General features: G+C 72.7%; 16 protein-coding genes and 1 other RNA gene. 13 read left to right on the forward strand and 4 right to left on the reverse strand.

Annotation, left to right across the window (positions count from 1 at the left end; genetic code table 11):
- The first annotated feature begins 50 nt into the window (after positions 1 to 50).
- A complete protein-coding gene (locus C2L59_RS32195; RefSeq protein WP_103353298.1) occupies positions 51 to 1,793 on the forward strand; it encodes a hypothetical protein in 1,743 nt (580 codons plus the stop codon).
- Here the strand turns inward: C2L59_RS32195 and C2L59_RS32200 are convergent.
- From C2L59_RS32200 to C2L59_RS32215, 4 genes are all read right to left on the reverse strand, one after another.
- Positions 1,777 to 3,018: an SLC13 family permease gene (locus C2L59_RS32200; RefSeq protein WP_103353299.1), complete on the reverse strand. Its 1,242-nt coding sequence runs from the start codon at positions 3,016 to 3,018 to the stop codon at positions 1,777 to 1,779. The two genes, C2L59_RS32195 and C2L59_RS32200, sit on opposite strands and share 17 nt — an antisense overlap.
- A gap of 203 nt (positions 3,019 to 3,221) precedes the next feature.
- A complete protein-coding gene (locus tag C2L59_RS32205) occupies positions 3,222 to 6,071 on the reverse strand; it encodes an AAA family ATPase (protein WP_103353300.1) in 2,850 nt (949 codons plus the stop codon).
- Positions 6,072 to 6,102: 31 nt separating this feature from the next.
- Positions 6,103 to 6,480 carry a zf-HC2 domain-containing protein gene (locus C2L59_RS32210; RefSeq protein WP_103353301.1) on the reverse strand — a complete coding sequence of 126 codons (378 nt, stop codon included), beginning with the start codon at positions 6,478 to 6,480 and terminating at the stop codon, positions 6,103 to 6,105.
- Positions 6,477 to 7,055, reverse strand: coding sequence for a sigma-70 family RNA polymerase sigma factor (locus C2L59_RS32215; RefSeq protein WP_103353302.1), 579 nt, complete (start codon positions 7,053 to 7,055; stop codon positions 6,477 to 6,479). Before C2L59_RS32215 ends, C2L59_RS32210 begins: the two co-directional genes overlap by 4 nt.
- Positions 7,056 to 7,303: 248 nt before the next feature.
- On the opposite strand from C2L59_RS32215, the gene C2L59_RS32220 reads away from it, so the two are divergent.
- The 12 genes from C2L59_RS32220 to C2L59_RS50475 all read left to right on the forward strand — a co-directional run.
- Positions 7,304 to 7,972, forward strand: a complete 669-nt coding sequence (locus tag C2L59_RS32220; protein WP_103353303.1) for a DUF4142 domain-containing protein — start codon at positions 7,304 to 7,306, stop codon at positions 7,970 to 7,972.
- Between the two features lie 7 nt (positions 7,973 to 7,979).
- Positions 7,980 to 8,792 carry a ferredoxin gene (locus tag C2L59_RS32225; protein WP_103353304.1) on the forward strand — a complete coding sequence of 271 codons (813 nt, stop codon included), beginning with the start codon at positions 7,980 to 7,982 and terminating at the stop codon, positions 8,790 to 8,792.
- Positions 8,789 to 10,027, forward strand: coding sequence for an NAD(P)/FAD-dependent oxidoreductase (locus tag C2L59_RS32230; RefSeq protein ID WP_103353305.1), 1,239 nt, complete (start codon positions 8,789 to 8,791; stop codon positions 10,025 to 10,027). The genes C2L59_RS32225 and C2L59_RS32230 overlap by 4 nt, the downstream gene beginning before the upstream one ends.
- A gap of 20 nt (positions 10,028 to 10,047) precedes the next feature.
- Positions 10,048 to 10,440: RNase P RNA component class A (gene rnpB / locus C2L59_RS32235), an RNA gene on the forward strand.
- A 245-nt stretch (positions 10,441 to 10,685) separates the two neighbouring features.
- Entirely contained in the window at positions 10,686 to 11,540 is an 855-nt protein-coding gene (locus C2L59_RS32240; RefSeq protein WP_103353306.1) for a hypothetical protein, read from the forward strand.
- A 455-nt stretch (positions 11,541 to 11,995) separates the two neighbouring features.
- A complete protein-coding gene (locus C2L59_RS32245; protein ID WP_004562703.1) occupies positions 11,996 to 12,262 on the forward strand; it encodes a hypothetical protein in 267 nt (88 codons plus the stop codon).
- A 10-nt stretch (positions 12,263 to 12,272) separates the two neighbouring features.
- Positions 12,273 to 12,809: a hypothetical protein gene (locus C2L59_RS32250; RefSeq protein ID WP_103353307.1), complete on the forward strand. Its 537-nt coding sequence runs from the start codon at positions 12,273 to 12,275 to the stop codon at positions 12,807 to 12,809.
- 3 nt (positions 12,810 to 12,812) lie between these two features.
- Positions 12,813 to 15,767, forward strand: coding sequence for an ATP-binding protein (locus C2L59_RS32255; RefSeq protein WP_103353308.1), 2,955 nt, complete (start codon positions 12,813 to 12,815; stop codon positions 15,765 to 15,767).
- The gene (locus C2L59_RS32260) at positions 15,764 to 17,839 is read left to right on the forward strand and encodes a hypothetical protein (protein WP_103353309.1); all 2,076 of its coding nucleotides are present in this window, start codon (positions 15,764 to 15,766) and stop codon (positions 17,837 to 17,839) included. The genes C2L59_RS32255 and C2L59_RS32260 overlap by 4 nt, the downstream gene beginning before the upstream one ends.
- 3 nt (positions 17,840 to 17,842) lie before the next feature.
- Complete coding sequence (locus C2L59_RS32265) at positions 17,843 to 18,445, forward strand: hypothetical protein (RefSeq protein ID WP_103353310.1); 603 nt, start codon at positions 17,843 to 17,845, stop codon at positions 18,443 to 18,445.
- A 2-nt stretch (positions 18,446 to 18,447) separates the two neighbouring features.
- Positions 18,448 to 19,449, forward strand: coding sequence for a C40 family peptidase (locus C2L59_RS32270; RefSeq protein ID WP_103353311.1), 1,002 nt, complete (start codon positions 18,448 to 18,450; stop codon positions 19,447 to 19,449).
- Positions 19,450 to 19,544: 95 nt separating this feature from the next.
- Positions 19,545 to 21,864 (forward strand): hypothetical protein (locus C2L59_RS50475; protein WP_370444802.1); only part of this gene is annotated, 2,320 nt, incomplete at its 3' end.

The following is a 21,864-nucleotide window of genomic DNA, read 5'->3' on the forward strand; positions in this document are numbered from 1 at the left end:
TCGCGCGTATCCCACCGGCAGAAGCCTGCGGGCGGAACAGTGACGAGGACATGACGGCTAGCGCACTCACCGAGACCTCCCCCAGCGACGTCCCCGAGGACCCGGCGGCCGCCCCGGCCACCCGCGGCTGGGGCGCGCGCCTCGCGCCGGTGCTGGCCGTGCTCGCCGGCGTCGCGGCGGTCGCCGTGCACGCCACCCGCTACGGCCACTGGATCGTCGACGACGCCGCCATCACCTTCTCCTACGCCCGCAGCTTCGCCGACGGCCTCGGCCCGGTGCTGCAGCCGGGCGCCCCGCCGGTCGAGGGCTTCTCCGACCCGACGTGGATGGTGCTGCTCGGCCTCGGCAAGCTCGTCGGCCTCTTCGACCACGGCGAGCTCTTCGGCATCCCGGACTACGTCCTGTTCCCGAAGACGCTCGGCCTGCTGTTCACCGGCGGCGTCCTGACGGCCTGCTACATCGCCGCGAAGCAGATCTTCACCCGCTTCGCCTGGCTGGTCACCCTGGTCGCCGGGCTGACGCTGGCGACGATCCCGTCGTACGTCATCTGGGTCGTGTCCGGCCTGGAGAACTCGCTGTTCGCGTTCGCGGTAGTCACCCTGGCCGTGACGCTGTTCGTGTCGGTGCGGCGGGACAAGCTGCTGACGCCGAAGGTCGCGCTGTGGGCCGGGGTCCTGGTGGCGTTCGCCGCGCTGACCCGCCCGGAAGGCCTGATCTACGCGGGCGCGTACCCGCTGGCGGCGCTGTTCCTGCTGCGCTCGGGGCTGTTCTGGAAGAGCTTCCGGCTCGCGCTGCTGTCGGTGGCGGCGTTCGCGGTGCCGTTCGGCGGGTACGTCGTCTGGCGGCACGCGGAGTTCGGGCGCCTGCTGGCCAACCCTTCGGTGGCGAAGCAGCAGGGCCTCCCCGGCTTCGACGCCGTCAAGCGGCCCTTCGAACTGGTCGGCTACGCGGGCTGGGCGGGCGTGGTCGCGCTCGTGTTGGTGATCGTGTTCGCGCTGGTCAAGGCGCCGTGGCGGCGTTCGCTGGTCGCCCTGCTGGTGCCGCTGGGGCTGGGGATCGTCGCGTACGGCGTGATGGTCGCCGACTGGATGTACCAGCACCGGTTCGCCAGCCCGATCTGGCCGCTGGCGGTGATCGCGGGCACGCTGTCGGCCGGTGAGCTGCTGCGCCACCGGCGGGCGCTGCTGCGCGTCGGCGTAGTCGTGGTGCTGGTCGGGGCGTTCGTCCCGTCGGCGGTCGGCTTCGCGGCGGCGGCGGACAAGTTCGCGAAGAACCCGAACATCACCGCGTGCCTGGTGGCCGACCGCTTCGGCCGCGGCTTCAACACCTACGCCGACATCCTCGGCCTGCAGAAGGCGTCGCTGCTGCTGCCGGACCTCGGCGGCTCGTCGATGACCAGCCGGCTCGAGCTGGTCGACATGGCGGGCCTGGTCAACAAGCCGATCGCGGACCTGGTCCACGACAACGACCTGGCCGGTCTGCGCGACTACGTGTTCGACACGGTGAAGCCGACGTTCATCCACTCATGGGGTCCCTGGGCGGCGGGCAACGGCATCGCGCTGGACCCGCGCCTGGACCGCGACTACGTGCTGATCTACAGCTCCCCGATCGAGGGCCTCCGCAACGGCGACTGGGTGCGTCGCGACGCGGCGACCGACCCGGCGAAGCTGAAGGCGGCCCAGGGCTACGCGGCGAAGACGATCCCCGCGGTGGCCGCGGACCGCTTCGGCGGCCCGCTGGACGACTGCGGCGCGACGATGAAGCCGGGCCAGACGATCACGATGCCCAGCTGAGGCCCAGCCAGAGCGCGACGGTGGCGGCGGCGAGGCACAACGGCGTCGTGAGCGCGCCCAGGGCGTGGAACGTCCGCGCCGAGGGCGGCTTCGGGAGCGTCCGGCGCCACAGCAGGGTGGCCAGCGAGCCGAGGTAGGTCGCGTTCGGGCCGATGTTGACGCCCAGCAGCACGGCGAGCAGCACACCCGGCGCCGGGTGCGGGCCGAGCACGGACAGCAGGATCAGCGTCGCGGGCAGGTTGTTGACCAGGTTGGCGAGCAGCGCCGCCACCCCGGCCGCCACCAGCAGGTCCACCAGGCCGGTCGAGGTTGGCAGGACGTCCCGCAGCACACCGCCGAGGACGTGCTCGGACACGGCCTCCACCACGACGGCCAGCCCCAGCACGAACAGGCACAGCTGAGGCGCGGCCTCGCTGACCAGCTGCCACGGCCGGATCTTCCCTTGCGCGAGCGCCCGCACGCCGAGGATCAGCGCGGCCAGCGCGGCGATCCACACGGGCTCGACGTGCCCGAGCTGCCCCACCGCGAACCCGGCGAGCGTCAGGCCGAGGACGACCAGAGCGAACGTCGGTGTTTCGAGGTGCTGCCGCGGTTCGGGCGTCTCGCGCGGCCGCAGGTCGGCGGCGAAGAACCGCAGGAAGACGACCAGTTCGATGGCCAGCGTGACCAGCCACGGCAGGGCCATCAGTGCGGTGAACCCGGCGAAGGTCAGCCCGGACGCGGCGAAGGCGAGCAGGTTCGTCAGGTTGGAGACGGGCAGCAGGGTGGAGGCGGAGTTGGCCAGGTGCGCGCAGGCGTAGACGTGCGGCCGGGCGGGCAGTTCGAGGCTGGTCGCGGTGGCGAGGACGACGGGCGTGAGCAGCACGACGGTGGCGTCCAGGCTGAGAATGGCGGTGACCCCGGCGGCGGCGGCGAAGGTGAGCACGAGCAGCCGCCGCGGCCGGCCGTGACAGGCCTCGGCGAGCCGGTTCCCGAGCCAGGCGAAGACCCCGTCCACACTGGCCAAAAAGGACAAAAGCAGGATGGCGGCCAGAAACCCCAGCGTGGGCAGGATTTCCACGGCCCGCTGCCCGGCGGCGGCGGGGGAGACGAGGCCGAGCAGAAGGGCGATCCCGGCGGCCGGGACAGCGGCCACGGCTTCCGGCCAGCCCCGCGGCCGCACGATGGCGAAGACGAGCACACCGGCCAGGAGCAGCAGGCTGGCCGCGCCCGCGAGGAGGTTCACGCGTTCACGCTAACCGCGCCCGGTTCCTGTCGGTGCCCGCGGGTAGCGTGGAAGCCGGGGGGGCGGCGCCCCGCGCGGCTCGCGGGCCGGGAGTCCGAAGTGGACGGCGGCCGGTCCCCTTCGGCTCAGCGGCCGTCCACCTGCTGTGAAGACTTCGCCAGCGCCCCACCGAGTTCCGCCCGGCTCACACCGGCCCCTTCGGCTCAGCGGCCGTCCACCCGCTGCGAAGACTTCGCCAGCGCCCCACCGAGTTCCGCCCGGCCCGGGATTCCCAGCTTCCGGTACGCCCCCGACAGGTGCAGCTCCACCGTCCGCCGCGTCAGGTGCAGGGCCGTGGCGATCTCGCGGTTGGTCAGGCCCTGCGCCGCCATCACGGCGATGCGGTTTTCCTGTCGCGTGAGGCCGTGCTCGTTGTCCTTCGCCGGCGTCAACGCCCGCCGCGACGACCGCAGCTCCTCCGCCGCTCGCCGGGCCAGGGGACGCGCGCCGCAGTGCTCGCTCAGCTCGACCGCCTGCCGCAGCGTCTCGATCGCCTTCTCCGACTGGCCGTGCCGGGCCTGTAGCGTGCCCAGCTCGGTCAGCGCCGTCGCCAGCTGCAACCGGGCCGGCGACGACCGCAGGGTCGTGATCGCCTTCTGCAGGGCCCGCTCGGCTTCGTCGTCCTCGCGGACCAGGCCGAGCGTCGTCAGCGCCGTGCCCAGCGGGCGCGGGGCGCCCCAGCGGGCCGAGGCGTTCATGTCCTCCTCCGCCAGCCGCGCCGCGTCGTCGGTCTGGCCGAGCGCCAGCGCCGCCCGCGCCGCGTGCGCGCGCCAGGGCACGAACCCCGGGAACCGCATCCCGTGGTGGGCCAGCCGCCGTCCGCAGCTGAGCAGGTCCTCGAAGCCGAAGCGCGTGTAGCCGGTCGCGACGCGCAGGCGCCCGCGCGCGTACAGCAGGTACGTGTGGGTGAACAGGCCCTGGCTCGCGACGAAGTCCATCCGGTCCAGCAACGACGTCGCCGCCTCGAACCGGCCGAGGTCCACCCAGCATTCGACGAGCTTCGCCGCGCACAGCACGCCGACCGGGCACGTCGTCGTCCCGCCGCGCTCGTCGAACCGGCGCAGCAGCGATTCGAAGTGGACGCTGGCCCGCTGCAGGTCACCGCTGGCCTGCAGGGCGATCCCGCGGGCCAGGGTCGGCAGCGCGCCGTGCGGCACATGCACGTCCCACGGCTCGCGCTCGACGTCCAGCACCCGGCACAGCCGGTCGACATGCGCCGGCTCGTCCGACAGGACCGCCGTCGCCAGGGTGAAGAAGTAGTGCTGTTCGAACAGGTTGCCGTCGTCGCCGGTCAACTCCCGGGGGGTCCGGGTGGCGGAGCCCCCGGCCCGGGGCGAAGCCCCGGCTGAAGACAGCGCGTCCGCGAAGTGGCCGACGGCGTCCTGCGCCGACTCGCCGCTGCGGACGGCGTCCAGTGCCAGCAGCGCCGAGCGGCTCCGCTGGGCCGCCGGGTCGGTCAGCGGCGCCCACTGCTCCTCGAAGTCGCGGAACTCCGGGGGCGGGCCGAGCCGGCTGCCGGCCTCGGCGAGGTAGGTCATGCACAGCAGCGGCCACACCGCGTCCGGCCCGCCCGCGTCCAGCCGCGCCGCGATCTGGCCCGCCGCGCTGATCCCGAGCCGCGCGTCCTGGCCGCCGCAGAGCGACAGCAGCATCGCGGTGGCGATGTACGCGGCGGTCTCGCGGTTGCCGACCGTGTCGACGGCCTCCCGCACCCGCTTCGCCGCGCCGGGCGGGTCGAACTGGAACTCCGCGTGCGCGAGCTGCAGCAGCACGGCCATCCGGCGCCCCGACGTCAGCCGTTCCTCCAGCGCCCGCCGCAGGTGCCGCGCGGCCAGCTCGGGCCGGCCGGAGAACACGGCGTCGCGCGCGCTCAGCCGCAGCACGTCCACCGCCCACGGGAGCCGGATCGACGTCGCTTCCAGCAGGTGGGCGGCGACCCGCTCGGCCGCCGCGCCCGTCTCGGTCAGCAGCTTCGCCGCCCGCGAGTGGTTGACCGCCCTCGTCGTCCGCGGCATGTCCTTGAGCAGGGAGTTGCGGACGAACGAGTAGGTCAGCGTCGGCTGGCTGCTGTTGTTGAGCACGTGCAGCCGGACCATGGTGTCGATCGCCTGCAGCGCGTCGAGCTCGTCGACGCCGGCCAGCTTGGCCAGCAGGTCGAAGGCCGCGTCCTCGCCGAGCACCGCCGCCGCGTGCAGGATGGCGGGCGCGTGCGGGAACTCGTGCATCCGCGTGTGGAGGACCTGCCCGATCAGCGACGAGCCGAGCTCGTGCGGGTCCGCGCCGGGCAGCAGCCGCGGCCGCAGCGCCTGCAGCAGGTACGGGTTGCCGCCGGTCGCCTCGCGGCAGGCGGACGCGAGCTCCCCGGGCGCGAGGCCGAGGATCTCGGCCGCGGCCGCGTCGCCGAGGCCGTTCAGCGTGATCGTGGCCGGCGTGCAGCCCGCCATCTCCAGCAGCGCGACCTCGCGGTGCGGCGGGTGCCCGGTCAGCGACGTCAGCACGATGAACACCGGCAGGTCGAGGACGCGGTTGCGGATGTAGGCCAGGCACCGCATGGACCAGGCGTCGGCGAGGTGGACGTTGTCGATGCCGAGGAACAGCGGACCCCGCGCGCTCGCCTCGCGGACGATCCGGAAGAAGAGGTCGAGCGCTTCGCTCTCGCCGGCCGGCCCGCACAGGTCACCGGCGGCCGGCCGCGGTGTTCCCGGCTCCGCCAGCGCGTCGGCCAGCTGGCGGACGAGCCCGCCCGAGAGGTGGCTCTCCAGCCGTGACCCGGTGGCGATCGCCACGGTGAACCCCGCGTCCGAGGCCAGCGCCGCGGCGGTCCGCAGGGTGGCGCTCTTGCCCATGCCGAACTCGCCGACCAGCACCGCGCTGGCGGCGGCGCCTCCCAGCGCGACCGGGAAGAGAGCGGTCAGGCGGCCGAGTTCGGGCTCGCGGCCGGGGAGCCGCGGGGCGGGACGCTTCGGTACCGAAGCCCCGCTGGCGGAGTGCTCGGGATTTACTTCGGTATCCACCGTAAGGACTTTCATGTTGGGTTGGGGCAGACTACTGGAAACCGGCCGGCCAGGGGAGACTCCGCGGCGCGCGGCCGGCACCGGCGACGACCTGACCAGGGGAGACGATGGACGCAGGGGATGCGAACCGGATCTTCCCGGTGGCCGGCCGGGCCGCGCTGAAGGCCGTGACGGCCACCCCGAGCGCGAGCAGCAGGAGCGGGCCGGCGGCCTTCCGGCGCCGGGCGGCCCCGTCGCCCGGAGGCAGGTAGCCCAGCCGCGCGGCCTCCGCCAGCGCGCCGGCCACCGGGGTGAACCCGGCGACCCGGCCCCGGCAGCGGGCGCAGCCGCGCAGGTGCGCTTCGAACTCTTCCGGATCGTCGAGGACGCCGAGCCCGTAGGCCGCGGCGTCCCCGTGCCGCCCCCTCATCGGACCGCCACTTCCCCGAGCGCCTTCCGCAATTGCCGCATCGCCGTGTACAACCGCGATTTGACGGTCCCCTCCGGAATTCCAAGAATTTCCGCCGCCTGCCGAACGGTGTTTCCGGCGAGATACGTCTCGTAGATGACGGACTGATATTTCGCGTCCAGTTCCCGCAATGCACAAGTAATCGTTAGCGCCGCTAACGAGCTGTCCGTGCGGTCGGTGGACTCGGCGTTTTCCGGGATCTCCAGAGCGACCTCCTGCGGGCGGACGCGGCGATTCCTCCAGCCGTCGATGACGATCCGGCGGGCCACCGTGAGCAGCCATCCGCGCAGCATTCCGGGCTCGCGTTCGAGCGTGCCGGAGTGCTGCCACGCGCGGATCATGGTCTCCTGCACCACGTCCTCGGTCCACTGCCGGTCATGGTTGGTCAGGGCCAGTACCTGCGCAAACAGGGTCGCACGGAAGTCCTTGTAGAGCAGCGGGACGAGGTCGTCCCCGGTGTCGGGGCCGGTGTCGGCCGCGGTGGCGGTGCAGACGTAGCCGACGTGGCCGCGACTTTCTCTGCCCAGTGCTTCCATAAAGCTCGCAACCTCACCTGACTGGCGGACCGTGGGGCTACCGGAGCGTAGCGCAAAAACACTTAATAGGCCATATGCATTAGTTTCCCTTGCCAATTAGCTGCGGGCCTGACGTGGCTCACCGTCACCGCGTTCACAATCTGCATTGTGATACACGTCACAGGTTACTAAAAGGTGACGGTGAGAACCGGATCAGACCTTCCGGCCGTAGCTGGAGATGACGACTCCTTCGCGAAGGGACAACGGGGATGCCGCTCCGATTCGTGGCGTTGCTGGCCGCCGCGACCGCGCTCGTGCTCGGCTGTGCTCTCCCGGCGTCCGCCGGGGAACTGCAGCAGACCGACCGCGCCCTGCTGACCCGGCTGAAACAGCACACGCTGTGGGCCGTGCCGTCGAGCAGGCTCGCCGTCGAGCGCGCGACCAACCGCCGCGTCCGCGCGGTCGCCGTCCGCATCGCCGACGACCAGGCCCGCCTCGACGTCGCCCTGCGCGCGGTCGCCGACCGGCTCGCCGTCACCCTGCCGGGGGAGCCGACGGACCAGGAGCGCGGCTGGGCCGACGAGATCGCCGCCGGCTCTGGTGACCGGTTCGACCGCGCCTACGTCAACCGCCTCCGCGCCGAGTACGGCACCCTCTTCGGGCTCGCCTCCGACGTCCGCGCCGGCACCCGCGACGACGACGTCCGCGCCTTCGCCCAAACCGCCGTCGACACCTCCCTCGGGCACCTGACGCTCCTCGAAAGCACCGGGCTCGCCGAAACCACGTCCCTGCTCGTCTCCGCCACCGAGGACGACACCCTCGGCGGCGGCGCCATCGCCCTCGGTGCCGTTTTCGTGGCCGTCGCCGCCGTCGCCACGTTCGGCCTGCTCCGCCTGCTCGGGACCCCCGGCAGGACCTCGCCGCGCCCCCGGAGGTAACCCGCCCATGTCCCCCTCAGCCGCGCTGGTACCGGTGTCGCCCCACGACACCGGGATCGCCGAGGCGGCCACGCTCTCCGGCCGCCTCACCTACCTCTGCATGTGCCTGACGCTGTGCTGGGGCGTCCTCTCCGCCACCGGCTGGGTCCGCCGGTTCAGCGGCCAGGACGCCCTGCGCACCGGGCACGTGCTGCTCGCCGCGTTCACCCTCGCCACCGGCACCCTGCACGGGCTGACCCTCCTGTTCCTGGAGGACGACCCGTTCGGCGTCGCCGACCTGCTGCTGCCCTTCTACGACGGCACCCCGCGGCACGCGCTGGGCATCATCGGCCTCGAGCTCGTCATTGCCGTGTCGGTGACGGCGGGCCTGCGCCGGGGCGCCCGCGAAGGCCGCTGGCTGCGTTTCCACCAGGCCGGCTACCTCGCCGTCGGGCTGCTCGCCGTGCACGCGTGGCTCGGCGCGGTGTCGAGCGGGCACCTCGCCGTCGTCTGGCTCGCCGGCATCACGCTGCTCGTCCCGCCGGTGCTGCTGTCGGTCCTGCGCGTGCTGCCCGCGGCCGTGCTCGCGCGCGCCGGGCTGGTCACGCTGCCGCCGGCGGAGGCCGGTCCGGAACCGGCGGCCCTGCACGTCGACGTCGACAGCCAGCGCTGCCACGCCTACGGCGTCTGCCAGTCCGAGGCGCCGCAGGTCTTCCGGCTCGGCCTGGACGGGCAGCTCGCGTACGAGCGGCGGCCCGAGGCCCAGCTGGTCCCGGACGTCCAAGCCGCCGCGCGCGCCTGCCCCATGCGAGCCATCCACCTGTTGGGAGCGACCCGATGAGCGAACGCATCGTCATCGCCGGAGCCGGCCTGGCCGGCCTGCGCGCGGCCGAACGGCTGCGCGAGCTCGGGTTCGACGGCGAGGTCGTCGTCCTCGGCGCCGAGCCCGACATCGCCTACCACCGCCCGGCGCTGTCCAAGCAGCTGCTGACCGGCGCGGTCAGCCGGGCCGACACGCTGCTCGCGGACCCGCTCGAAGTGGACGCCGAATGGCGGTTCGACACGCCGGTCACCGCGTTGTCGCCGAACCGGCAGGTCGTGCACCTGCGCGACGAGGAACTCCGCTACGACGGCCTGGTCATCGCCACCGGCGTCGAACCCCGCCGGATGCCGGGCGCGCCGCACGGCCACCCGCGCGTGGTCGTCGTCCGCACCCTCGCCGACACGATCGCGCTGCAGCGGGCGCTGGCCACCGCCCCCGGCCCGGTCGCCGTCGTCGGCGACGGCTTCATCGGCTGCGAAGTCGCCTCCAGCCTGCGGGAGATGAACCGGGACGTCGTCCTCTTCGGACGCGCGAGACCGCTGCTCGCCGACGTACTCGGCCCCGACATCGGCGACTGGCTCACCGCGCTGCACACCGCCCGCGGCGTCCAGCTCGAACTCGGCACCACCATCCGCCGCTGGCGGCCCGCGCCCACCCACGTCGGCCTCGAGTTCGCCGACGGCCGGGCGATCGAGGTCGCCTGCGTCGTCGTCGCGGTGGGCAGCGTCCCGGCGGTGTCGTGGCTGCGCGGCGCCAAGCTCCCGCTCGACGACGGCGTCGTCTGCGGGCCGACCTGCCACGTCGTCGGCTCGTCGACGATCGTCGCCGCCGGCGACGTCGCCCGCTGGCCCAACCTCCGCTTCGACGCGACGCCGCACCGCGACGAGCACTGGCTCAACGCCGTCGGGATGAGCCGCGCCGCGGCCCAGAACCTCCTGACCGGCCCGCAGGGGTCCCCGGCCTACACGCCGGTGCCGCGCTACTGGTCCGAGCAGCACGGCGTCCGCATCCAGGTCGCCGGCCGGCCCGGCCTGGCGACCGACACGGTGCTCCTGGAGTCGCCGGTGCCCGGCACCCGGCCGATCACCGGGTTCGTGCGCCACGGCCGGCTCGTCGGCCTGATCGGCCTCGACAGCCCGGCCGCGGTGCTCCACTGGACCGCCGAGCTCGCCCGCCAGCACCCGGTGCCCGCCGAACCGCCGCCGCCCGAGGTCCGGCCGCGTCACCACAGCGAGGCGGTGGCCGGGTACTGAGCTACCATCCAGCCTGCGGACGAGCTGGCAGGGCGGTCGCGAGCCGGGGCGACCCGGTCCGAGGAAAGTCCGGACTCCGCAGGGCAGGGTGGTTGCTAACGGCAACCCGGGGCGACCCGCGGGACAGTGCCACAGAAAACAGACCGCCCCCGCTTCCGGCGGGGGTAAGGGTGAAACGGTGGTGTAAGAGACCACCAGCACCCCGGGCGACCGGGGTGGCTAGGTAAACCCCACCCGGAGCAAGGCCAAGAGGGAGCGCGAGCTCCTGCGCAGGCGTTCGAGGACGGCCCGTCCGAGCCTGCGGGTAGGCCGCTGGAGCCTGCCGGCAACGGCAGGCCGAGATGGATGACCGCCGCCCCGCGAGCCGCAAGGCGACCGGGGAACAGGATCCGGCTTACATGCCAGCTCGTCCGCGCCCAGCCCCGTACCCCGACGGTCGGCCGGCGTACCTGAACGGTCGGTTCGCGTACCCAGCCGGCCGGCTCGCGAACCGACCCTCCGGGTACGCCAGCCGACTCTCCGGGTACGCCAGCCGACTCTCCGGGTACGCCAGCCGACTCTCCGGGTACGCGAGCCGACTGCCCGGGTACGTGAACCGGCTGTCCGGGTGCCGATTTCGTGGTTCCCGCGGGTGGTTACCCGGTAGTAGGGTGCGGTCATGGCGGGTGACGAGCAGCGGTTCAAGTCGGCTTTCGATTCCTTGCACGCTTTCACGTACTTCGCGCCCGAGGTCGACGCCGCGCTCACCGGCGCCGGGCTGCGGCCGGGCCGGATGCCGTACTTCGCGAGCCGGTCCGCGGCCATGGGGGCGGTCGGTCCCGAGGTCGTCGCCGCCACCTTCTACAACTTCAACCCCGACGTCGTCGCCCGCACGATCCCGCGGGCCTGGACCCTGGCCACGCCCGAGCAGGTCCTGCAGGCGCGGCTCGACGGCACCGACCAGGCGCTGACCCGGCTGCTCGGCGAGCACGTCAAGAGCGACGAAGTCGCCGAGGCGGCCGAACTCGCGCGCGAAGCCACGGCCGGCTGCCGCGGCGAAGGACGTCCGCTCTACGCGGGCCACGCCGGGCTGCCGTGGCCGGGCGAGCCGCACCTCGTCCTCTGGCACGCGATCACCCTGCTCCGCGAGTACCGCGGCGACGGCCACATCGCCGTCCTCGTCCTCGAAGGGCTCGGCGGCCTCGAAGCGCTCGTCACCCACAGCGCCACCGGACGCGGGTTCAACCTCGCCGCCGCGAAGCTCACCCGCGGCTGGAGCGACGAGCAGTGGGCCGCCGCCGAGAGCCGACTGACCGACCGCGGCGTCCTCGACGCCGAAGGCGCGCTCACCGACGCGGGCGCGGCAATGCGTGACCGGATCGAAGTCGCGACCGAGACGGCCGGGCGCGCCCCGTGGGATCACCTGGGCCCCGAGCGGACCGCCCGGCTCGAGGAGCTGTGCCGCGGCCTCAGCCGGCGCGTGCTCGAAGCCGGCGCCTTCCCGGACGGCGTCTTCGCGCTTGGGCGACCCTGAATCCGGTCAAGATCACGCTATGTAGTGAAAAAGTTGTGAAGTTTCGGACACCCCGTGACGGACAGCACTCGGGGTCAAGATCGACATGCCCGCCGACCGGCCAACCGTTGTCACAGAGCGGACTCGGGGGAGGCGGCCGTTCGTGTCATGCAACACTGTTCCAGGCCGCACAACGGCCCGAGCGCAAGTACCCAGAGTGAGCAAATCCCGGGCAATGGGGTGAGTTCGTCAGCACACTGAGAAGTATGGGTGGCCGGGGTTCAACCCGAGGGCCCTTGCCGCGATGATGGTGGACGTGGAGATTTCGCGTGCCACCCGCACCACGCCGGTTGACGAGCCAGCCGGTCTCTACGCTGCGCACTTTGACCACTACCCCTCGTAGCCCCCATGATGTTGTTCGAAGCACCGCCTGAGCCAGAACCGCGCGGCCCCCACCGCGCACCGGGAGTATCGCGATGATGACCTTGACCACCCTCGACACGCTGGCCGCCGGAGAACTGGGCACGGGAAACGTGCGCCAGTGGCTGCTCGACAACGTCATCCCCCTGGTGCTGCTGGCCGTCGCGCTCCTGCTCCTGTGGCTGGGCGGCGGCAAGGGCGACAACGCCGGTGTCATGCGCCGGCTCGCCGGCGTGGTCATCGCGCTCGCCATCATCGGTCTCGCGGTCAGCGGCGCGGGCGTGAACGTGGGCCAGTGGATCGCCGGCCTGTTCACCGGCTGAGGCGGCCCGCGTGCGCATCAGGACTGATGACGAGGTCTACCGGGTCGACGCCGTGTGGCTCGGCCCGCCGAAAGCGACTTTTCCCTGGAGGGCCCGGTACGTCGCCTGGCTCATCGGCATCCCGACGTTCTTCGTGGTCCTCGGCGTCGAACGCTGGGCCGGGTGGAGCTTCGGGTTCTTCTCGACGGCGTGGGGTTTCATCGCCACCATCGTGATCACCCGGCTGCTCACGGCCAAGATCAGCCACGAGCGCCCGCTCGGCGCCGTGGTCGCGATGGCGGGGCGCGAGCTCAACGCCCCCCGGGAGCGGACCACCGGCACGGGCGGCGCGGTCAGCGCCAGCCGGGTCCGGGTGCGGGCCGAGCGCCCGCTGCCGAAGCACCGCCGCAGGCGGCAGTACCAGCACCACGGCGGCCCGCCGGGTGTGGCTCAACCCGTGCCCCCGCCACCACCCTCAACGGGGGCGCTTCGCGCCACAGCGCCGGTTTACCAGAGAGCACCACGAGCGCGCCGGAGCCGGGGCAACTCGGCTCGGGCCGGGAGGTAGTCGTTGTTCGGTCGCGGCGGTAGCCGAGGAAAACGGGGTCGGGACACCCACTCGGGCGCATGGCAACCGCCCGAGCAGGTCCGCGCGTCGCGGAACGGCTCGGGGAACAAGGCGCGCCTCCCCGGCGAGCAGGCCATCCCCGCCTACACCCCGTCGATCGCGGTGCGCAGCATCGACGGGCACCTGGTCCGCACCGGCGTCGAGGTCTACGCCTGGTACCGGCTGGCCCCGCAGCGCTGGTCGTTCCGCTCGGACTCGCAGCGGCGCGACCTGATCGCGGCCATCGCCGGCCAGTACGCCGAGCTCCAGGGCCGCTGGCTGCACCTGCGCGTGACGAACCGCCCGTACCCGATCCGGATGTGGGCCGAGGCGCACGTCTACAACGCACACGGCCGTCCCAGCGACGTCCCGGGCGCGCTTTCCTTCGACGACTACCTGATCGGCGAGCAGCAGCAGCTGATGGGCCGCTCGATGGCCGAAAAAGAGGTCTACATCGGGGTCCAGGTGCAGACCCGGCGGATGGTCGACCGCGCGGTCGAACGCGCCGCGCCGGTGCTGCGCAAGATCCTGCCCGAGGCCGTCGACGCCGAGCTGACCGCGCTGGACTCCGAGGTCGAGCACCTCGACCAGGTCATCGGCAGCGCCGGGCTGGAAGGCCGTCCGGTGCACGCCGAGGAGATGTCCTGGCTGATGCACCGGTCCTGCTCGCTGGGCCTGCCCGCGCCGCGGAACATGCCCGCGGTGCCGGGTGCGGCCTGGGAGCCCGAAGACCTGGCCAGCTTCACCGACGCCGCCGACTACTACGCCGACCCGTACGCGCCGACGGTGACCGTCCGCGGCCGCACCGGCTCCAACGCCGGCGTCTCGCGGCACCTGGCCGTCCTCACCGTCGGGCAGATGCACGGCCTGCAGATCCCCGAGGTCGACGACCCGTGGATCCAGCACGCCGACCGGCTGCCGGCCGCGGTCGAGGTGTCCGCGCGCATCTACGTCCGCCGCCCCGAAGAGGTCGCCACCGAGCTGCAGCGGCAGATGAACAAGGTCCGCTCGCAGGTCAAGCACTACACCGACGAGCACGAGCTCGAGCCGCCGCAGTCGCTGTCCCGCCAGGCCGGGCGCGTGCTGGAGATCGACGACGAGATGACGTCGGGCTTCACCGCGCTCGCCACCCGTGTGCGGTCCTGGTGGCGGCTGGCGGTGTCCGGCCCGACCGAGCGCGACGCGCTGCGCCTGGCCCAGCAGCTGCTCGACCTGTACAAGCCGAAGATCGCCATCGAGCACCCCGAGGCCCAGTACGCGATGGCCCGGGAGTTCATTCCCGGCGAGCCGCTGGCCTCGGCGGCGTACATGCGCCGCGGCTCGGTGGTCTGGGCGTCCTCGGCGGTCCCGACGGCGACCGCGGAGGTCGGCGACCGCCGCGGCATCCTGCTCGGCGAGACGTGCACGGCGACGCGGCGCCCGGTGGCCTGGGACCCGTGGATGGCCCAGGAGATCCGCGACGGCTCCGGCCTGACGGCCATGGTGGCGGGCCTGGGTGGTGGTAAGTCGTTCCTCGGCGGCGGCATCGTCTACAAGACGCTGCGCGCGGGCGCGAACTGGACGATCCTCGACCCGTCCGGCCCGCTGTCGCGGCTGTGCGACCTGCCGGAGCTGCGCCCGTACGCGCGCCCGATCAACCTGCTCAACGCCCAGCCGGGGATCCTGAACCCGTACCGCGTGGTCGCCGAGCCGCTCATCGAGCACTTCATGGACGAGGACGACCCCGAGCGGTCCTGGCGCCGCGAAAAAGCCCTCGCGGGTGCGACCCGCCGTCGCCTGGTGCTGGATGTGTTGACCGGTGTCCTGCCGTACGAGGTCTCCCGGATGGCGCAGACGCGGATCGTGCTGCTGCGCGCGGTCCGCGCCGTCGGCGGCCGGTTCGACGCGGATCCTGGCCAGGTAATCGATGCCCTGCGCCGGGATTCGAGCGAGCACCACGAGCACGCGGGCGTCGTCGCGGACTTCCTCGACGAGATGCGCGAGCGGATGGCGCTGCTGATCCCGGAGACGGACGCGGACCCGTATTCCGAGACGCGCGACGACCGCCTCACGGTGCTGACGATGGCGGGCCTGACCCTGCCGAAGGACGGCGTCCCCCGCGAGTACTGGACGGACGCGGAGTCCCTCGGCGTCGAGATGCTGAACCTGGCGGCGTGGCTGACCCAGCGGTCGGTGTACGAAAAGCCGAAGGAGATGCGCAAGGGCGTCTGGATCGACGAGGCGTTCTTCCTGTCCGAGGTCCCGACCGGCCGCGTGCTGATGAACCGCTTCGCGCGTGACTCGCGCAAGTGGAACGTCCGGGTGCTGCTGTCGTCCCAGATCCCGGCGGACTTCCTGAAGATCCAGGGTTTCGTGGCCCTGCTGGACTCGGTGTTCGTGGGCCGCCTGGACGACGACGACGCCCAGGCGGACGCCCTCCGGCTCCTGAAGGTGCCGGTCGGCGTCGGGTACGAGCAGGTCGTCGCGGCGCTGGGCCGTCGTCCCGGTTCCCAGCAGCGCGGCCTGGAGCGCGACATCGAACCCCGCCAGTTCATCTTCGGCGACGGAGCCGGGGGCGTGGAGCGCATCCGCGTCGACTTCTCGGGCCCGCACCTTGACCACCTCCGGGCGGTCATGGACACGACCCCGGGTTCGAAGGACGCGGCACCATCACGGCGCCCGGGCAACGAACTGGCGCTGCCACCGGAGGAGAAGAAGCCGTACGTCGCGGTCCCGCCGGAGGAGGACATCGAGCTGGAGCAGGACTTCGAGCTGGCGGCGGAACTGGAGGTCGGCTTGGCCGACGACAACCTCCTGGGAGCGCCGGACCCCCTGGCATCGGAAACGGGCGAGGTGGAGGGCGGCGTCCAGCCGTCCAACGGGCAGCAGCAACACGCCCGCACCGGCGGAAAGGGCGGCACCGGCCGGGACGCCGCATGAACACCGTGCTGACGCTGGCGGTCCTGCTGACGTTGGCCGCGGGGTGGCACTCGCTGAAGCGGCGGATCAAGGAAGGTCCGCGGCCGGGGCGGCGCACGCCGGGGCGCAAGGCGACGATGTTCGCCGTCATGCTCGTCCTGGGCCTGCAAGCCATCGCGACCGCTCCGGCGGCGAGCGCGGCGGCCTGTGGCGAGGCCCCCAACCCGGAACGCCCCGGCGCGGGCATGGTCGGCGCGCTCGACCCCGCCGAAGGCCACGGCGAGGCGGGCAGCCCGTACGTCGACTACAGCTACGCGGGCTTCGTCTGGAACACCTTCGAGACGAACTGCACCGGCATCAGCCTGACGCCACCGGGCTCCACGCTCGACACCTGGGGCGGCAACCAGCTGTTCAACCTGGGCAAGAACATCGTCGGCGCGACCAACGCGCTGCACTACACCGTGCTCGAGGGCGGCCTGCTCAACCCGCTCTACAGCGCGGTGAAGTCGGGTGCGGAGAAGGTCTACAACAACATCTACGCCCAGCTGTTCGGGCTGGTCGCGCTGGTCATGTCGATCATGCTGTTCCGCAACATCTGGCGGGGTGACCTCGCCTCGGTCAGCAAACGGGCGCTGTACGCACTGGCGGGCGTCTGGCTCGCCGCGTCGTCGCTGGCGATGCTGCGGTACTTCGACCCCATCGACAAGGCGATCGTCCAGACCACCACGAACATCCAGGCCGGGTTCGTCGACGACGCCGACAACCGCGTCATCCGGCACGTGCTGCCGACGAACCTGCACAACGAAATCGTCTACAAGAACTGGATCCGCGGGGAGTTCGGGTCGCCGACCGCGCCGCAGGCCGACCAGTTCGGCCGCCCGCTGCTGGACGCGCAGGCGTTCACGTGGGCACAGCTGCGCAACGGCGACGACGGCAATCAGGCCGTCATCGACGGCAAGAAGAACGCCTATAAGGACATCTCCACCAAGCTCGGCCCGGCCACCGGCTACTTCACCGGCGAGGCCGGCGGCCGCACCGGGGCCGGCTTCCTCTCCCTCGGCCAGGCCCTCGTCTACTCCCTCTTCCAGCTGCTCGCGAAGGCATCAGTACTCCTCGCCCAGGTCCTCATCCGCCTCTTCGCCCTCACCGCGCCGCTCATCGGCCTGATCGCCCTGCTGCACCCGGAGATCCTGCGCCGCGTGCTCAAGGTCGCCGGCGGGGTTGCCTTCAACCTCGTCGTGCTCTCCGTGCTCGCCGGGGTGCACGCCCTTCTGCTGCAGGCCATCTTCGACGCCGGCAACTCGCTCAACATGCTCACGCAGATGGTCCTCGCCGGGCTCATCACCGTGCTGCTGTTCATGGTCGGCCGTCCGGTGCGGCGGCTGTGGCAGATGGTCGAGATGTCGGTCAGCATGGTCGGCGCCGCCGTGCCGTCGCCCGGGGGCGGGATCTTCTCGCGGTTCCGGCGCACCAAGAACGGCCCGACGCCGCAGGACGAGTTCTGGCAGCACGTGCGCGACACCGACGACATCGTCGACGGCGAGCAGCGCGGTCCGCTCGGGGCCACCGCCGGTGGCGGCCGGTTCCGGCCGGAAGCCACCATCTTCGCCAACGCCCAGCGGCTCGACAACAGCTCGGCCGTGTCCCGTCCGGCCGCCGCGTGGTCCGGGGCCTGGCCGGGGGCCGTCGCCGGGGGTTCCGCGGGCGCGCTGCCCGCGGGCCGTCGGCCCGGCGCGCCCGTGTTCGGCCAGTACAACCCGGCCAACGGCGGCGACGGCGGCGAGTACGTCGTCGTCGGCGCGGGTGGCCGGCCGACGACGCGGGAGGAGAGCCGGCGCGTCGACACCTCCCCGGTGGCCGACCGGCGCTGGAGCGACGAGCCCGAGCCCGTCGTCGTGCCGTCCGACCTGCGGGCGCCCGAGTCCGGGTTCAGCGACTACGCGCCGCCGCGGGTGCCGGGGGTGCGTGCCCAGCCGCGGCGCGTCGACCCCGAGGTCGTCGCGGGCAAGCCCGTCTTCGTGCTCTACCGGCCGTCGCGGGGCATCGAGGTCCGCGAGGAACCGCGGGACACCGACCACCTGATGGGGCGGTGACCGATGCCGATCCGCACCAACCGCGGCCGCACCGCGGTCTACCGGCGCCTGTGGGGCTGGCCGCTGCGCTCGCCCCGCCACCTGACGGGGACGCTGGTCTTCCTGGCCATCCTCGTCACCGCGCTCGGCATCGTGCTGCCCAAGGTGGTCGGCAAACCGCAGGCCAAGGCGGCCCCGGCCACGTCGGGGCCGACGACGTCGCAGACGACGACCCAGCCGGGCATCGCCGCGCCGGTCCCGACGTCGAACCTGCCGACGCGGCTGGCCACACCGCTGGCCACCCCGACGCCGACGACACCGAACGGCGACGCCATCCGCATCGCCAAGCAGTGGGCGGCGGCCTGGGTGAACCACCCGGCCGGGATGACGTCCGAGCAGTGGCTGGCGCAGCTCAAGCCGTTCACCACCGACGAGTACCTGCCGGTGATGTCGACGGTGGACCCGTCGAACATCCCGGCGACGAAGGTCACCGGTGAGCCGGTCGTCGGCACGTCGTACCCGAGCTCGGTGCAGCTGACCATCCCCACCGACGGGCCGAAGCTGGCCATCACGGTGGTGAGCACGAACGCCGGCTGGCGCGTCGCCGACTACGACCAGGCGAGCTGACCGTGCGGCGCCTGGGGTTGTGGCTGGGGCTGGTCGTGTTCGTCGCGGTCGGCGCCCTGGTCGTGACCGCGGTCGCCGCGAAGGTCGTCATCGACAACCAGCAGGCGCAGGCCCGCGGCGTGTCCCTGATGAGCTGCGACGCCTCGGTCGGGCCCACCCAGCCCGGCCAGGGCGAGCGCGGCACGGTCGACGCGTCGAAGCTGGACGACGAGCAGCGCGGCATCGTCGCCGTGATCATCTCGATCGGCAAGCAGCGGTCGCTGGCGCCGCGCGCGTGGCAGGTGGCGATCCAGGCCGGGATGACCGAGTCCGGGCTGCACAACCTCACCTACGGCGACCGCGACTCCCTGGGCATCTTCCAGATGCGCCCGTCGATGGGCTGGGGGACGGTGGCGCAGGTCACCGACCCGACGTACGAGGTCAACAAGTTCTACGACGTGCTGCTGGCGGTGCCGGACTGGGAGAACCGGCGGCCGGGCGAGGCGGCCCAGGCGGTGGAGCGTTCGGGCTTCCCGGACCGCTACCACAAGTGGGAGCCGATGGCGGCGACGCTGGTGGAGAACGTCGGCCAGGTCGTCGACGTCGTCGCCTGCGGCACCGGCATGGGCGCGCTGCTGCCGCCCAGCCAGGCCGCCGCGAAGGCGATCAGTTTCGCGCTGGGCGAGCAGGGTAAGCCGTATGTGTGGGGCGCCACGGGCCCGGATTCCTACGACTGTTCGGGGCTGATGCTGCGGGCGTACGAGTCGGCGGGGGTCATTCTGCCGCGCGTTTCGCAGGACCAGTACCACGCCGGGGCGTTGCTGCCGGTGCGCGAGGCGCAGCCCGGTGACCTGCTGTTCCTGGCCACCGACCCCTCCGATCCGGCGTCCATCCACCACGTGATGATGTACCTGGGCGACAACAAGATCGTCGAGGCGCAGCAGACGGGCGTCCCGGTGCACACCCGGGCCTTCTCGTTCGACGAGCGCGAACTGGTTCCGCAGGCGGTCCGCCCCGGCGTTTAGCATGGGTTGCGAGGGCCTGGACAGGATCGCACCGATTCACCGACGTCGCGGCGCTTCCACGAGCAGGTGGCCGCGTACAGGCAGAGGATGAGCACGTGGGACGCAAATTCGGCAGGCGAGGCAAGACCGGCGCGGGCGAGCCCCACGACCCGGCGTCGCTGTTCGGCGCGCCCCAGCCGCCCCGGCAGAGCGCGCGTCCCGCATCGAGCACCCCGCTGGCCGACCAGCTGAGCCAGGGCTACCCGGGCGTGGACGCGGGGTACGTGGTGCTCCCGCGGTCCCTGGCGGAGGGCATGTCGCTGCCGTGGCAGCACCAGATGGCGGCGCTGCTGGCCCAGTTCCACGCGGAGCACGCCGGGCTGGCGTGGCCGATCTACCGGGTGGTGCCATCGAGGTACGAGAAGCTGGCGGACCTCGACGAGGAGCAGCTCGCGGAGGCGGGCTACCTGGTGGAGATGGACGCCGACGGCGAGATGGTCTATCGCGAGCGAAGCGGGCGGAAGGTCCCGGATCCCGAGAACACGTCGGTCCTGGTGTCGTGCCTGGACCCGATCCCCAAGCCGGCGGGACGCCCGGCACCTCCGGCGGGGCAGGCGCCGGTGGGTCAGGCCCCGGTCCCGATGAACATCGGACCGGCCCCGGTGTGGCGGACGGTCCCGCACCCGCCGCCGGGACCACCTGAGCAGCCGGTTCCCGGCTGGGCGGCCCGTCCGGGGGCGGTTCCGGCGGGTGGAGAGGCGGATGCGCCGGCTGCACCTCGCCATGCGGCTGGGGAGCGCTCTGTGGCTCCTGGACGCGACGGCGTTCGGGAGCCGGTGGCACGGGGTTTTGAAGCGGAGGGCGCGGGACCGGCCGGCCCTTCGGCTCCGGCTGGGCTGTCGCAGGGTGGGAGGGGACCGGAGGTGGGCTTCACCTCGGCTGAACGGCCGCAGGTCGCGGTTCCTGGAACGGCGCGGGGGGAGGCGAGCCAGGCGGAGGCCGGTTCTGGCGTGGCTGAGCGGCCGTGGGGTTCGGGTGCTGGGGAGCCTGCGCCGAGTGGGTTGGGCGAGGCGGCTGCGTCTGCTGTGGCCCGGCCCGAGGCTGGTGCGCCGGCGGCGGGTGAACCTGCGGCGCGCGAGGTGAGCCAGCCGGCAGTGGCCTCTAGCCCGGCTGAAGCGCCGCAGGTCGCGCAGCGGCCGGAGGCGACGGTGGGTGAGTCGCCGCAGGGTGCGGAAGCTGTGGAACCGGCCGCGGTTGAGCCTGCGCAGAGTGGGCTGAGTGAGCCGGAGGCGGCCTCCACCCGGCCTGAAGCGCCGCAGGTCGCGCAGCGGCCGGAGGCGGAAGCGGGTGAAGCTGCCGCTGCTGTTGGTCAGTCGCCGCAGGCTGTGGAACCGGCCGCGGTTGAGCCTGCGCCGCGCGAGCCGGAGGCTGCCCCTGACTCGGCTGAAACATCGCCGGGCGCGGGCGGTACGGAGGCACCGGCAGCAGTTGAACCTGCGCCGCGAGAGGTGAGCCAGCCGGCAGTGGCCTCTGCCCCGTCTGAAGCGCCGCAGGCCGCGCAGCGGCCGGAGGCAGCGGTGGGCGAGGCTCGACCGGAGGTTCCTGCACCGGCGGTGGTTGAACCGTCCGTGGGTGAGGTGAGCCAGCCGGATGTTGTCGCTCGGGCTCAAGCGCCGCAGAACGTTAGCGGGGCGGAGGCTGCCGCGGTTGAACCGGCGCGGCCGGAGGCTTCCGCATCACCGGCGGTTGAACCGGTGCCGACCGAGATGAACCAGGAGCCCCCTGCCGCGGCTGAACCGGCGCTGCAGAGCGCGGACCAGCCGGAGGCCGCCCCGCCGGCAGTTGCTGAAGCCGCGCCGAGTGAGGTGAACTCGCAGGAGGCCGCCCCAGTTGAGCAGGCCCCGCAGGACGTGGAACTGCTGGCAGCTGAACCGTCGCCGGGGGGAGTGAGCTGGCAGGAGGCTGCTCCCGCTGAACCGGCGCCGCAGAGTGTGGATCGGACGGCAGCCGCTGGACCGCCGCCGGATGAGGTTCGGCCGGAAGGCGCTTCCGCTGTGTCCGAACCGGCGCCTTGGGATGCCGGCCGGTTGGAAACGGCCCATCCGGCGCCGTCGGATGAGGCGGGTGCATCAACGTCCGCCGAGGTCGCGGCAGAGAACGCCCGCCAGACCGAGGCGGCTGAGCCCCCGTTCGCCGAGCAGAAGCCGGCCCCTCCAGCCGCGCCCGAATTCCAGACCGGCCAGACCGCTGCGCCGCAGCCGACCGCCGCACCGCAGCCGGCCCCTCCAGCCGCGCCCGAATTCCAGACCGGCCAGACCGCCGCGCCGCAGCCGACCGCCGCACCGCAGCCGACCGCTGCGCCGCAGCCGACCGCTGCGCCGCAGCCGACCGCCCCGCCGCAGCCCCAACCTCCGATGGCCGGCTCCCACCTGCCCC

This window comes from Amycolatopsis sp. CA-128772 (genome assembly GCF_002904295.1).
Taxonomy (GTDB): Bacteria; Actinomycetota; Actinomycetes; order Mycobacteriales; family Pseudonocardiaceae; genus Amycolatopsis.

What these genes read in the sequence shown, in the direction of transcription:
- C2L59_RS32195 (WP_103353298.1), top strand. Translation starts at nt 51, where the DNA reads ATGACGGCTAGCGCACTCACCGAGACCTCCCCCAGCGACGTCCCCGAG.
- C2L59_RS32210 (WP_103353301.1), bottom strand. Translation starts at nt 6,480, where the DNA reads ATGAGGGGGCGGCACGGGGACGCCGCGGCCTACGGGCTCGGCGTCCTC.
- C2L59_RS32215 (WP_103353302.1), bottom strand. Translation starts at nt 7,055, where the DNA reads ATGGAAGCACTGGGCAGAGAAAGTCGCGGCCACGTCGGCTACGTCTGC.
- C2L59_RS32220 (WP_103353303.1), top strand. Translation starts at nt 7,304, where the DNA reads ATGCCGCTCCGATTCGTGGCGTTGCTGGCCGCCGCGACCGCGCTCGTG.
- C2L59_RS32225 (WP_103353304.1), top strand. Translation starts at nt 7,980, where the DNA reads ATGTCCCCCTCAGCCGCGCTGGTACCGGTGTCGCCCCACGACACCGGG.
- C2L59_RS32230 (WP_103353305.1), top strand. Translation starts at nt 8,789, where the DNA reads ATGAGCGAACGCATCGTCATCGCCGGAGCCGGCCTGGCCGGCCTGCGC.
- C2L59_RS32240 (WP_103353306.1), top strand. Translation starts at nt 10,686, where the DNA reads ATGGCGGGTGACGAGCAGCGGTTCAAGTCGGCTTTCGATTCCTTGCAC.
- C2L59_RS32245 (WP_004562703.1), top strand. Translation starts at nt 11,996, where the DNA reads ATGATGACCTTGACCACCCTCGACACGCTGGCCGCCGGAGAACTGGGC.
- C2L59_RS32260 (WP_103353309.1), top strand. Translation starts at nt 15,764, where the DNA reads ATGAACACCGTGCTGACGCTGGCGGTCCTGCTGACGTTGGCCGCGGGG.
- C2L59_RS32265 (WP_103353310.1), top strand. Translation starts at nt 17,843, where the DNA reads ATGCCGATCCGCACCAACCGCGGCCGCACCGCGGTCTACCGGCGCCTG.